Source organism: Flavobacterium cauense R2A-7 (genome assembly GCF_000498475.1).
Lineage (GTDB): Bacteria > Bacteroidota > Bacteroidia > Flavobacteriales > Flavobacteriaceae > Flavobacterium > Flavobacterium cauense.
This window is the reverse complement of the sequence record NZ_AVBI01000019.1, coordinates 379,447-391,867: the sequence shown is the minus strand read 5'-3', so window position 1 is coordinate 391,867 and position 12,421 is coordinate 379,447. Positions and strand designations below refer to the sequence as shown.

11 protein-coding genes are annotated in these 12,421 nt (G+C 40.3%); 5 read left to right on the top strand and 6 right to left on the bottom strand.

Annotation, left to right across the window (positions count from 1 at the left end):
- Nucleotides 1-7 precede the first annotated feature (7 nt).
- Genes ilvN through ilvA form a run of 3 tightly spaced genes read left to right on the top strand, consistent with a single transcriptional unit; the run spans nucleotide 8 to nucleotide 2,818 of the window.
- Complete coding sequence (gene ilvN, locus FCR2A7T_RS11875) at nucleotides 8-526, top strand: acetolactate synthase small subunit (RefSeq protein WP_023571544.1); 519 nt, start codon at nucleotides 8-10, stop codon at nucleotides 524-526.
- Between the two features lie 4 nt (nucleotides 527-530).
- On the top strand, nucleotides 531-1,577 hold the full coding sequence (gene ilvC / locus FCR2A7T_RS11870; RefSeq protein ID WP_023571543.1) for a ketol-acid reductoisomerase: 1,047 nt from the start codon (nucleotides 531-533) through the stop codon (nucleotides 1,575-1,577).
- On the top strand, nucleotides 1,574-2,818 hold the full coding sequence (gene ilvA / locus FCR2A7T_RS11865; RefSeq protein WP_035118343.1) for a threonine ammonia-lyase IlvA: 1,245 nt from the start codon (nucleotides 1,574-1,576) through the stop codon (nucleotides 2,816-2,818). Before ilvC ends, ilvA begins: the two co-directional genes overlap by 4 nt.
- A 291-nt stretch (nucleotides 2,819-3,109) precedes the next feature.
- Here the strand turns inward: ilvA and FCR2A7T_RS11860 are convergent, their stop codons facing one another.
- Nucleotides 3,110-4,567: an FAD-dependent oxidoreductase gene (locus tag FCR2A7T_RS11860; RefSeq protein ID WP_023571541.1), complete on the bottom strand. Its 1,458-nt coding sequence runs from the start codon at nucleotides 4,565-4,567 to the stop codon at nucleotides 3,110-3,112.
- Between the two features lie 56 nt (nucleotides 4,568-4,623).
- The gene (gene mnmE, locus FCR2A7T_RS11855) at nucleotides 4,624-6,012 is read right to left on the bottom strand and encodes a tRNA uridine-5-carboxymethylaminomethyl(34) synthesis GTPase MnmE (protein WP_023571540.1); all 1,389 of its coding nucleotides are present in this window, start codon (nucleotides 6,010-6,012) and stop codon (nucleotides 4,624-4,626) included.
- A 287-nt stretch (nucleotides 6,013-6,299) separates the two neighbouring features.
- Between mnmE and FCR2A7T_RS11850 the strand changes: the two genes are divergently transcribed.
- Nucleotides 6,300-7,130 carry a universal stress protein gene (locus FCR2A7T_RS11850; RefSeq protein ID WP_023571539.1) on the top strand — a complete coding sequence of 277 codons (831 nt, stop codon included), beginning with the start codon at nucleotides 6,300-6,302 and terminating at the stop codon, nucleotides 7,128-7,130.
- 158 nt (nucleotides 7,131-7,288) lie between these two features.
- Nucleotides 7,289-8,125: a universal stress protein gene (locus FCR2A7T_RS11845; RefSeq protein WP_023571538.1), complete on the top strand. Its 837-nt coding sequence runs from the start codon at nucleotides 7,289-7,291 to the stop codon at nucleotides 8,123-8,125.
- 273 nt (nucleotides 8,126-8,398) lie between these two features.
- On the opposite strand, the gene dnaN is transcribed toward FCR2A7T_RS11845, so the two are convergent.
- The 4 genes from dnaN to FCR2A7T_RS11825 form a co-directional block, all read right to left on the bottom strand.
- The gene (gene dnaN, locus FCR2A7T_RS11840) at nucleotides 8,399-9,517 is read right to left on the bottom strand and encodes a DNA polymerase III subunit beta (RefSeq protein ID WP_023571537.1); all 1,119 of its coding nucleotides are present in this window, start codon (nucleotides 9,515-9,517) and stop codon (nucleotides 8,399-8,401) included.
- Between the two features lie 97 nt (nucleotides 9,518-9,614).
- On the bottom strand, nucleotides 9,615-11,300 hold the full coding sequence (gene gldG, locus FCR2A7T_RS11835; RefSeq protein WP_023571536.1) for a gliding motility-associated ABC transporter substrate-binding protein GldG: 1,686 nt from the start codon (nucleotides 11,298-11,300) through the stop codon (nucleotides 9,615-9,617).
- Between the two features lie 2 nt (nucleotides 11,301-11,302).
- Nucleotides 11,303-12,028: a gliding motility-associated ABC transporter permease subunit GldF gene (gldF, locus tag FCR2A7T_RS11830; protein WP_023571535.1), complete on the bottom strand. Its 726-nt coding sequence runs from the start codon at nucleotides 12,026-12,028 to the stop codon at nucleotides 11,303-11,305.
- 68 nt (nucleotides 12,029-12,096) lie between these two features.
- Nucleotides 12,097-12,393, bottom strand: a complete 297-nt coding sequence (locus FCR2A7T_RS11825) for a putative quinol monooxygenase (protein ID WP_023571534.1) — start codon at nucleotides 12,391-12,393, stop codon at nucleotides 12,097-12,099.
- Between the last annotated feature and the right edge of the window lie 28 nt (nucleotides 12,394-12,421).

The following is a 12,421-nucleotide window of genomic DNA, read 5'->3' as shown; positions in this document are numbered from 1 at the left end:
AACAGCTATGGAAACAACATTCACAGTATCGGTATTTACCGAAAACAGCATCGGGATACTAAACAGAATCACGATTATTTTCACCCGCAGGCATTTGAATATCGACAGTATAACCGCCTCGGAATCGGAAGTGAAAGGGGTGTTTCGGTACACCATTGTATTACGAACGCATCGGGAACAAATCGATAAAGTAGTAGGACAGATTGAGAAGTTAATCGATGTCGTCAAAGTATTTGTACACGAAGACCAAGACGTGGTACATCAGGAAATCGCTTTGTATAAAATTAAAAGCGGCAGGTTAACCAATGGCGATGTGGAAAAGGTAATCCGGGAAAACCATGCTCGTATTTTAACCGTTGACCCTCAGTTTATGGTAATTGAGAAAACCGGTCATGTGGCAGAAACACAACAATTATTTGAAAAATTAAAACCTCATGGGATATTGGAATTTGCCCGCTCGGGAAGAGTCGCAATCACCAAACCCATGAAAGAATTATCAACCTATTTAAAAGAATTAGAACAATAGAATTATGGCAACAATCAATTTTGGAGGGGTACTTGAAAATGTAGTTACCCGAGAAGAATTCAGCTTACACAAAGCACAGGAAGTATTAAAGAATGAAACCGTAGCGGTAATTGGTTACGGTGTGCAGGGACCGGGACAGGCTTTGAATTTAAAGGATAACAGCATCAATGTTATTGTAGGACAACGTAAAGGAACAGCCAGCTGGGGCAAAGCAGTAGCTGATGGTTGGGTAGAAGGGGTAACCCTTTTTGAAGTGGAAGAAGCCTGCCAAAAAGGAACCATCCTAATGAACTTATTGTCTGATGCCGGACAAATGCAAGCTTGGAATACCATGAAAAAACAGTTGACCGATGGTAAAGCACTTTATTTCTCACACGGTTTTGGAGTAACTTTTAACGAAAAAACAGGAATAGTACCACCTAAGAATATCGATGTGTTTTTAGTGGCGCCTAAGGGTTCAGGAACATCATTACGAAGTCTGTTTTTAAAAGGGCAGGGGCTTAATTCCAGTTTTGCGGTCTATCAGGATGCAACCGGACGAGCAACAGAACGCGCTTTGGCTTTAGGAATCGCTATCGGTTCCGGGTATCTGTTTGAAACCACCTTTCAGAAGGAAGTCTATAGTGATTTAACGGGAGAACGTGGTGTTTTAATGGGTGCCATTGCCGGAATCTTTGAAGCGCAATACCATGTGTTACGCGAGCGAGGGCATTCACCCAGTGAAGCTTTCAATGAAACGGTGGAAGAACTAACACAAAGTCTGATGCCGTTAGTAGCCGAAAACGGTATGGATTGGATGTTTGCCAACTGTTCTACTACAGCACAACGCGGGGCTTTAGATTGGAAAGGGAAATTCCGCATCGCTACAGAACCTGTTTTAAACGAGTTGTATGACAGTGTACTTTCCGGAAAAGAAGCGGAAATAGTTATCGAAGCCAATTCTAAACCCGATTACCGTGAAAAATTACAGAAAGAGTTGCAGGAAATCCATGAAAGTGAATTTTGGCAAACCGGATTGCAAGTGCGTAAATTAAGACCCAATCAGCAATGATACTATTAGAAAAAGTAGCGCAAGCCCGAGATAGAATAAAATCGGTGGCGGTTCATACCCCTTTAGTTAAAAATGAAAACCTGAGCGAAGCTTTTTCCGCTCAGGTTTGGTTAAAACGAGAAGACTTACAGCCGGTTCGCTCCTATAAATTAAGAGGCGCCTATAATAAAATTGTTTCGTTAACTAATGAAGAACAACAAAAAGGAGTGGTTTGTGCCAGTGCCGGAAATCATGCACAGGGCGTTGCTTTTGCATGTAATAAACTGGATATTCAGGCAACTATTTTTATGCCGGTAACTACGCCGCAGCAAAAGATAAAGCAAGTCAAATTGTTTGGGAGGGGAAAAGCGGAAATCGTTTTAAAAGGCGATACGTTTGACGAAGCCTTTTATGAAGCCAGGAAGTTTTGTGAAAGCAAACAAGCTGTTTTTATCCATCCGTTTGACGATGAAGAAGTGATTGCAGGGCAAGGCACTATCGGCTTGGAACTGCTGGAATCAGCAAATAAACCCATCGACTATTTGTTTGTTCCTATAGGTGGTGGCGGTTTGGCAGCCGGAATCGGTACGGTTTTTAGTAAGTTAAGTCCGAAAACCAAAATAATAGGGGTAGAACCAGCGGGAGCGGCTTCCATGAAAACATCTATGAAAAATGGTGTGAATACCACTTTGGAACACATCGATAAGTTTGTGGATGGTGCTGCGGTAAAACGGGTTGGTGATAAAACTTTTGCCATATGTAAGGAGATTTTACACGATGTTGTTTTAGCGCCCGAAGGAAAAATTTGTTCAACCATTCTGCAATTGTACAATGAAGAAGCCATTGTTGTGGAACCCGCCGGGGCATTAACCATTTCCGCATTGGATTTTTATAAGGATGAAATAAAAGGAAAAAATGTGGTTTGTATTGTCAGTGGCAGTAATAACGACATTACCCGAACCGAAGAAATTAAAGAGCGTTCTTTGTTATACGAAGGTTTAAAGCACTATTTTATCGTCAACTTCCCACAGCGCCCGGGTGCTTTGAAAGAATTTGTAAATAATGTTTTAGGACCGGATGATGACATCACGTACTTTCAGTTTTCTAAAAAGAACAATAGGGAAAGTGGTCCTGCCGTTGTGGGTATTGAACTGAAAAATCAGAATGACTTTGTAAAGATCAAACAACAATTAAAACAGAGAAAAATTAGTTATCAGTATTTGAATGAGAAAGCAGATTTATTTACGCACCTCATTTTATGATTCTTTAATACAACTCCTTTATAGTGCTTACAGTTGATATATTAAGGAAGTGTAAAGTATTTTTTTGTTAATTGAGAGTACTCTTTTTTACAATAGGTTTTTGTAGAAGTTTAAAAGCAATTCCGTTACAGAATTAATCATCGCTGGAAGTTTAGTGGGTTTAATAATTTCGGAATTGTTTTATTTACGACAGCCTTTCAGAATTTGATTGTTTCTTTTTTTGATGCTAATTAGAGATAAGGTATAAACCTAAATCAAACAGGAAATCGAAAGGACAGCAACAGCAATCGTTTAAGCGTCATTTCGCTTCAAACAACGCCCTCGGGGTTCATCCCCCTCATGAAGTACAATTTCAGAATGCAGAAACTCCGCAGCGGCAGCAGAATCTTTCACCTTAACTGCACTACGTTCCAGCATCTCCAGTTCAAACTCCGTCAGCACACTTTCCCGTATTCCGGCGGCTTTCCAATTGGATAAAGGTCGGCATCCTCGTGTAATGCCCCGAGCCAGGGAGAGTGCATCCAACAACGCCTGATTAGCCCCCTGTCCTTTAAACGGACTCATAGGGTGGGCTGCATCTCCAAGTAAAGTTACAGCACCATTGTTCTCTAATAGTGCAGGCGTAAGCAATTCCCGATCATACACAGGATAACCCGAAATCTGGGTATCAAGCGTGGCTGCTACAATCTGAGGAACAGGGTCGTGCCACTGGGTTCTTCTGAAAGCTTCTTCCTTAAGTGCCTCAGGCCCCAAAGCACTTAATGCCTTAGCATCTTCTTCAGGCATGGGAAAACTAAGTTGCCACATTACCGAGTCGGCCGTGAAAGGCATTACATATATGCGCTCATTACCGTTAGCCGTTTGAAATATGGTAGCCGAATCCAATAGCGGACTAGCAACACCTTCAAGGACGCTTAACGGACAAATACCCAATATCACAATACAGCCAAGATAACGCAATGGAGTAGTGTCCTCATCAATCAGCAACCTGCGCACCGAACTGCGAATACCATCGGCGCCCACTACCAAATCGACCTTAGCAGTTTTCATCGCTCCGTTCACCTGAAAGTTTAGCGTTATATGAGTATCGTTATCTTGTTTAAAATCAACCAACTGATGTCCCCACTGCACCTTGTCATCTCCGCCAAGCTGTTCAAGTAGTGCTAACCGCAACGATTGTCGGGCAATATGCATATTGGTACGTTTGGGTGCTGTTTTCACATCGTCCGGCATCCACTTTCGGGTGCCCCATTCTCCAATGACTTTCCCTTCAACGGTATGTACCAAATGCCGTGTGGAAATCACCTTGTCTTTCAACGAGAAAATCCCCAATCCCTCGATGGCTTTACTGGCTTGTTGTAAGGTGAGTCCGTACCCCTGAGAGCGGGCTTCAAAGTGACTGTCGCGTTCATAAAGCGTAAACGGAATCCCGCGGTGCAAACAGGCTACTGCCAGCGCAACCCCTCCAATTCCGGCACCAATAATAGCAACATGAGGATAGTTTTCTTTGTCAACAGCAGGAGAACAGGCAGCAGCAACCAACCCGGATCCCGAACAGGTCGGGCAGGGGTATAAAGGCGCTTTAGGACGATCCGGAGCTGTACCTTCACCCTTTGTTTTTTCAAATTGTTCGGTTGCTTTTTGGTAAAGGAGTCTTACCTTTTTGCTGAGTCTTCGGCTTTTCTTGCCTTGTCCTTTACATTCCTGGCAAATTGTCCAGTTCACACCTCCATGTTCCGCTGTATTCACTGCTTCTTTTTTGACTTGAGTTTGAGTGCCCTCAAAACTATAATTAGGTTAACAGATTATTTCCCGATACAGAAGTTGGCAAAGATGTTCCCCAACAATTCGTCGTTGGTAACCTGCCCGGTAATCTCCCCGAAATAGTACAACGCCTGACGGATGTCAATCGCCATTAAATCAGAAGAAATGCCACTCTGCAAGCCCCATTGTACTTTCTGGATTTCCTCTAAAGCTTTCAGTAATGAATCGTAATGTCTGGTATTGGTTACAATGGTTTCGTTGTTACGCAACGCACCGGTATTAACAAAGGATAACAACTGAGCTTTCAAATCCTCCACACCCAGTTTTTCTTTCGCACTCAGCAATAGGATTTCAGGGATAAGGGCTTTCAGTTCAGCCGCTTCCGTAGCAGTTAATTTGTCGGCTTTGTTACCGATAATAACCAAAGGTTTCAAAGGGAACTGGTTTCTAATCTTCTGTATCTCGGTTTGCAGTTGTCCGCCCAGTGTTTTATATTCTGAACTGTCAAACAGATAGACCACTACCTGCGCCTGTTCCATTTTCTCAAAAGTCTTTTTAATACCGATGCTTTCCACCACATCCTGCGTATCCCGAATCCCCGCCGTATCAATAAATCGGAACCCGATACCGTCAATCACCAATTCGTCCTCAATCGTATCTCGGGTGGTTCCTGCAATGTCGGATACAATCGCGCGTTCCTCGTTAAGCAGCGCATTCAGTAGGGTAGACTTCCCAACATTCGGTTCACCCACAATCGCTACCGGAATACCGTTCTTAATCACATTACCCACCGCAAACGAGTCAATCAGACGTTTCAGTACAAACTCAATTCGGTTCAGTAAATCATGAAACTGCGTACGGTCGGCAAACTCTACATCTTCTTCCGCAAAGTCCAATTCCAGTTCTATCAGCGAAGCAAAGTTTAACAGTTCTTCCCGCAGTTTGGCAATTTCATTACTGAAGCCTCCGCGCATTTGCTGCATCGCAATCTGATGACTGGCTTCATTATCCGAAGCAATCAGATCGGCTACAGCTTCCGCTTGCGATAAGTCCATTTTACCATTCAAAAACGAACGAAGGGTAAATTCCCCCGGTTGCGCCATTCGGCAGCCTTTACGAAGTAGTAATTGAATAATCTGTTGTTGGATATAGGTAGAACCGTGACAGGAAATCTCCACAGTTGGTTCACCGGTATAAGAATTCGTTCCTTTAAAAAGCGATAACAGCACCTGATCGATAACCTTGTTGTCATCCACAACATGCCCTAAATGCAGGGTATGCGTCTTCTGTTTGGTAATGTCTTTACCGGAAACCGACTGAAATACCTGTCCGGCAATAGTAATCGCATCTTTACCCGAAATACGGATAACCGCAATGGCACCGGCTCCCGAAGGCGTTGCTAAGGCTACAATAGTATCGTGTGAAATCATTTTAAGTTACAAAGTTACAGAGCGGCAAAGGTACAAAGTTTTTTGGTTTTGAGTAGCTGAGTAGCAAAGTGGCAAAGTAGCAAAGTAGCAAAGTAGCAAAGTAGCAAAGTTATTGAGTTGTAAAGTTATTGACTAATTAAAAACTTCTCACTCAGCTACTTTGCCACTTTGCTACTTACTCAGCTACTCAGCCACTTTTTCTGCAGATAGTCTAAAACAGCTGATTTGTACTACATTATGTTTATTTCATTTGGTAACTTTATATAAATAACTGAAAATCAATTGTTATGAAAAAGATTCTTTTTCCTACCGACTTTTCTGAAATCGCCAACAATGCTTTTGTATATGCCTTAAAATTAGCCAGGGTTTACGATGCGGAAGTAGTGGTTCTGCACGTCTTTGAATTACCCAATCTGACTTACACCCAGCTTCCCGACAATCTAATTGAAATTTACAACAGTGTGGAAATCGATCAGTTTGAGAACTTTAAAGATTATGTACCTTACCTTCGTACGTTAGCCGAAAAATACAATCTGGATACTGTTAAAATGAGCCACGTACTCAAACATGGTAATTTATTGGATGCCATGAAAGAAGTAATTCAGCAAGAACACATCGATATGGTGGTAATGGGAACAAAAGGAGCAACCGGCAATCTGGAAGTTTTCCTGGGCACTGCCACTTCCAACGTAATTACGGCCTTACCGGTTATGGTACTCGCTGTTCCGGATGAAGCTCAGTTTACCGGAATAAAAAGCATAGGCTTTGCCACTACGTTTAGTGAGAAAGACAGTGTCGCTTTAATGAAAATTGTCAACTTTGCCACGATGTTTGGCGCTACAGTAAAGTGTATAACGGTCAAAACGGATAGCCTGAATGTAACGCCTTCTGAAATGGATCATTGGCAAAAACCCTTCGAAAAAGAGCCTGTGACCTTCTTCCTGATTCCGGATAACGATGTAAAAGAAACCATTTTGGATTTCATACACGGGCAACATATCGATGTTTTTGCGATGCCGGCCCATAAACGTAATTTCTTTAAAACACTATTCACGAGAAGTCTCACAGAAAAACTCTCCTTTCACACTGATACTCCCATTTTATCAATCAACGTTTAGGCAACATACTATAATTGGAACCGTTATTTGAATTGTCAGTGACGGGAGAATGGTTTTTATTTTCAGGTCAGGTTAAATAATTGTAAAACTGATATTAATCAGATTTTATTTGCGGGACTTTTAGTACCTTTATGTAAGAATTTAAAAATCAACCAATTATGAAAAAGCTGCTTTTCCCTACTGATTTTTCTGAGACAGCAAATAACGCGTTTGTGTATGCTCTGAAAATGGCCAAATCAATCGATGCAGAAGTTATTGTACTTCATGTATACGATTTGCCTACGGTTTCATTTGGTGAAGTTCCGGTAACTTTGGTTGAAATCTATGATTCTATCGAACTCAATAATTTTGAGAACTTTAAAGATCAGATTCCGCACCTAAGAAAAATAGCCGAGAAATATCAATTGGATGATGTAAAAATGAGTCATGTATTGCGTCACGGCGATTTGGTGCGTATCATGAAAGAGATTTGCCATGAAGAACATGTAGACATGATTGTAATGGGCACAAACGGCGCATCCGGATTACAGGAAATGTTCTTGGGTTCCAATACTGGTAATGCCATCGTAAATGTTCCGGTAACGCTTTTAAGTGTTCCAAATCAGGCAAAATTTAAATTGATAAAATATATTGGTTTTACCACTACTTTCACAGATCAGGACCGGATGACGCTGCACAGGATTATTGCCATTGCAAAAAAAATGCACGCCACCGTAAAATGTTTAGCAGTGAAAACGCATGGTTTTAAAGTCACCGAAGAAGGGATGGAATACTGGAAATCAGAATTTAAAAACGAACCTGTTGAGTTCTTTTTAATTCCGCACGACGACGTAAAAGAAACCATTCTGGATTTTGTAGAACATCAGGAAATTGATATTCTGGCCATGTTAACGCAAAAACGCAATTTCTTCGAAGAGTTGTTTACTCACAGTTTAACACAAAAATTGGCGTACCATATTGAAACACCAATCTTGGCTTTTCATGAAGATAAGTAGTATTCAGTATTTAGTGTTCAGAAGGCAGAAGGCAGAAGGCAGAAGTGATGTGTTAGAGAACAGTCTAAAAGGTCTAAGAATCTAAGAAGCCCAACAATCTAAGAAGTCTAACTCGTCTAATAAGAAAATAAAAAACCGCAATTCCCCATAACAGGATTGCGGTTTTTAGGTATAAAAGGGTTGGTTATAGCACTTTTGAGTGGTCAGTGTCAATTTTCGGTAATAAGTAATCAGTTTTTAACTTAACTGCCGACTGCGACTGAATACTGCCTACTAATTGTTAAGCATCACCGGCATTACCAACATGGTAACGGTTTCGCCTTCGTCTAATCCATCAACAGGGGTAAGGATTCCGGCACGGTTTGGTAACGACATTTCCAATTGAATTTCATCCGATTGTAAGTTAGTCAACATCTCAGTTAAGAAACGGGAGTTGAAGCCAATCTGCATGTCATCACCTTGGTAATCACACGTCAAACGCTCTTCAGCTTTGTTGGAGTAATCAATGTCTTCTGCAGAAATATTTAATTCCGCTCCGGCAATTTTCAAACGAATTTGGTGTGTGGTTTTGTTAGCAAAAATAGCCACACGACGTACAGAACTTAAAAACTGAGAACGGTCCATCACTAATTTGTTCGGGTTTTCTTTTGGAATTACCGCTTCATAATTAGGATATTTTCCGTCGATTAAACGACAAGTCAATGTGTAATTATCAAAAGAGAACGTTGCATTGGAATCGTTGTATTCGATTTTAACTTCCGCATCCGATGTTCCTAAGATTCCTTTTAAAATGTTTAAAGGTTTCTTTGGCATAATGAAATCAGCTGCTTGTGATGCTTTTACATCCGTTCTTGCATATTTCACTAATTTATGAGCATCTGTTGCAACGAAAATCAAACCTTCAGTAGAGAACTGGAAGAATACTCCAGACATTACCGGACGTAAGTCGTCGTTTCCGGCTGCAAAAATCGTTTTGCTGATTGCTGTTGCCAATACTTCAGCTGGCACCAATGTTGATGAAGGTTCTTCTAAAACAACCGCTTTAGGGAATTCTTCTCCCGGTGCATAGGCCAATGCATATTTACCGGAATTCGAACTGATTTCGATAGTGTTATTATCTTCAACAGTAAAAGTTAAAGGTTGTTCCGGGAATGTTTTAAGGATTTCCAACAATAATTTGGCCGGAACCGCAACACTTCCCTGACTGGTAGAATCAATTTCTAATGTAGAAGACATGGTAGTCTCCAAATCAGAAGCCGAAACTCTCAGTTGGTTGTTATCTAATTCAAATAAGAAATTATCCAAAATAGGTAAGGTGTTGCTGCTATTGATAACACTACCTAATACCTGCAATTGTTTTAACAAATACGAACTGGATACTATAAACTTCATCTTCTTTCTTTTTTAGGGGATGTAAAATTTATTTTTCATTTTACAATTCACAAATATATTCTAAACTAGTTAACTTAAAAATATTTTTTATTAACAACTATCGCGCATATTTTCGTTTTCTCAGGAATGTAAACAGGAATCCGAAAACAGCCAGTACAACTATTGGTAATCCGACAGTTAGGATTTGCGTGAAGGTATAACTCTCGTGAACCTTTTCTTTATCCAATAACGGCAAATCGACATCCTTGCTGCGAATGTTAATAAGTCCGTTGTCATCCAACAGATAATTTACGCAATTCAGCAAAAATTCTTTATTTCCGAATAAATTATTGGTCCACTTGTCGTAACCCAATTCCAAAGGCTGATACGCCTGATCCAACTGGTTTTTGATAATGTCGCCATCGGAAATAACAATCATCTTATTGTTGTTGCCCTGTGCTTTGTATTTGGCATCTTTAAACGGAAGCACACGGTTTTGGTACATCGAATTGAATTTTCCTTCCAATAAAACGGCCATCGGTAATAAGCCTCCAGTTTGATAATCTTTCGGATTTGTTTCTTCGGTAACCATGTCTAAGCTGACTTCCGTTGGTACTCCAATCGCTTTCGAGTATTTCGACGATTCCATCAAAACGGTTTTCTTAATATCGTTTTTCAGTAATTCTATCGGATTGGCAAATTCGAATTTAACGCCTTCAATATTTTTTACAATCGGATGTTGGGATTCCGGATACACAAACGGAGCAAATCTCCAAGAATATTGTTGGTATTCCGTTTTACTTCCCGGTTCGCCCGTTGCCAGTTTAATTGGAGTAGCTTGTTCGTCTTTAATCAGCATCGGATTGATACGGATACCGTATTTGAAAAACATATCGGTAAGGTTCAGATCTTTCGGATAGGCTAAAATAGAACCGGATTCGTTATACAAACTGTCCATTTCGGCCTGAACATCGTCTACCAGCCAAAGTGTTTTTCCACCATTGATGATGAACTGGTCCAATACTTCTTTTTCTTCTTCGGTAAAGCGTTTGGATGGTTTTGCAATAATCGCCAAGTCGTATTTTTTCAAGGCTTCTAAAGAGCGTTGCGGACTTTTAGCCACCGAATCCATAGTAAACGGACCAATGTAGTAGCTTTCGCGAACGGTTTTCAGGAAATCGGCAATTTGGATGTCGTGCAATTCGCCAATCCCTTTGATTACGGCGATTTTCTTTTCTTTTTCTTTGGTGATTTTATTGAAAGCATCGGCCAAAGCGTATTCCAAATGTTGCACGGAACTCACCACTTTTTCTTCTGTGGAAGCCCCCATCATGTTTTTCAGCAATTGGACTTTCGTACTTTTACCATTATAAGTTGCAATTGCCCAAGGGAAAACGACTTCCTGAGATTGTTTTCCTTTATCGTCAACTGTTATGCTGACGGGCGTTAAACCTCTTTGGTACAGCATTTTCATGTTTGCCTCACGTTCTTCTTCTTTTTCCAGCGGATTTACAAACTGGAAAATGATATTGGAATTATAGGCTTTGAATTCTTCTAAGGTTTGACGGGTTTCATTTTGCAAACGTTTGAATTCCCCGGGAAACTCGCCTTCCAGAAATACATCTATGTATAATGGGCTATCAACTTGTTTGATGATATTTAATGAGGTTTCCGATAAGGTGTACCGTTTGTCGGCTGTTAAATCGAAACGCTTAAAAAAGTAATTTCCGAAAATATTAAGAGCGATTAACCCTGCGATGAGTAATCCTAATTGTTTTAATCCTTGTTTTTTGTTTTCTTTCATCATTACCATTTCAAAGATTTAAGTTGATAAACCGTTCCTGCCAAAAAAGCAATGGTAACGCTAACGAAATACAGAATGTCACGGGTGTCCAAAACACCGCGGCTCATACTTTTAAAGTGATAATCGAATCCGAAACTTGAAAATAACCCGCCGAAATCACCCATAAATGAAGCCAATCCTTCAAATCCGAAGTAAAAGAAGAAGCAAAGGAAAACGGCAACAATAAATGCTACAATCTGATTGTCGGAAAGGGTAGAAGTGAAGACTCCGATAGCCGAATATGCCGCAATTAAAAACAGCAATCCGAAATAAGAACCCATGGTGCTTCCCATATCCAAATTTCCAGGTGGATTACCTAAATCGGAAATAACGAAAACATAGATTAACGTTGGAATGATAGCAATAACAATCAATAAGAAGGCGCCAAAGAATTTTCCGTTTACAATTTCCCAAGTGCTTAACGGTTTGGTTAACATCAATTCGATGGTTCCCTGTTTTTTCTCGTCGGAGAAACTGCGCATGGTTACGGCAGGAATCAGGAAGATTAAAATCCACGGTGCTAAAGTGAAAAACGGACTCAAATCGGCAAATCCGCTTTTTAGGATATTGAATTCTCCTTCAAAAACCCAAAGGAACAATCCGTTGAGCAAAAGAAAAATAGCGATAACCAAATACCCAATCGGCGAACCGAAAAACGATTTGATTTCTCTTAGTAGTAATGCTTTCATTCTTTGTTTTTATTTGTTTATTGGGTAATTTGATTCCCTAAAACGTAATTCGTAATTATTAATTCGTATTAATCTAAAGTCAACAACTTATCAACACTCCAAGCTTCTGGTTTGTCGTTAAATAACTTTTTGGTGAATGTCCAAACATCGTAAAACAATTCCGAATTCCGGTAATTTTCCAAATCCTGTTCGGTTTCCCAATAGCTGTAAGTGAAAAAGATACACGGATTGTTCTTGTCCTGATATAATTCTAAGAAACGGTTTCCGTGCGCATTTCGTATTTTCTTTTTCATTTGCTCGAAATTCTGAAGAAAAGCCGGAATATTTTCTTCGTGGAAACTCAGTTTTACAATGCGTACAAACATACTATTTTTTTATTATTTGTTGATTTGG

Bases quoted from the DNA above. Each gene is read 5' to 3' on its own strand.
- FCR2A7T_RS11825 (WP_023571534.1), bottom strand. From the start codon at position 12,393: ATGTTTGTACGCATTGTAAAACTGAGTTTCCACGAAGAAAATATTCCG.
- ilvC (WP_023571543.1), top strand. From the start codon at position 531: ATGGCAACAATCAATTTTGGAGGGGTACTTGAAAATGTAGTTACCCGA.
- FCR2A7T_RS11850 (WP_023571539.1), top strand. From the start codon at position 6,300: ATGAAAAAGATTCTTTTTCCTACCGACTTTTCTGAAATCGCCAACAAT.
- ilvA (WP_035118343.1), top strand. From the start codon at position 1,574: ATGATACTATTAGAAAAAGTAGCGCAAGCCCGAGATAGAATAAAATCG.
- gldG (WP_023571536.1), bottom strand. From the start codon at position 11,300: ATGAAAGAAAACAAAAAACAAGGATTAAAACAATTAGGATTACTCATC.
- mnmE (WP_023571540.1), bottom strand. From the start codon at position 6,012: ATGATTTCACACGATACTATTGTAGCCTTAGCAACGCCTTCGGGAGCC.
- gldF (WP_023571535.1), bottom strand. From the start codon at position 12,028: ATGAAAGCATTACTACTAAGAGAAATCAAATCGTTTTTCGGTTCGCCG.
- dnaN (WP_023571537.1), bottom strand. From the start codon at position 9,517: ATGAAGTTTATAGTATCCAGTTCGTATTTGTTAAAACAATTGCAGGTA.
- FCR2A7T_RS11845 (WP_023571538.1), top strand. From the start codon at position 7,289: ATGAAAAAGCTGCTTTTCCCTACTGATTTTTCTGAGACAGCAAATAAC.
- ilvN (WP_023571544.1), top strand. From the start codon at position 8: ATGGAAACAACATTCACAGTATCGGTATTTACCGAAAACAGCATCGGG.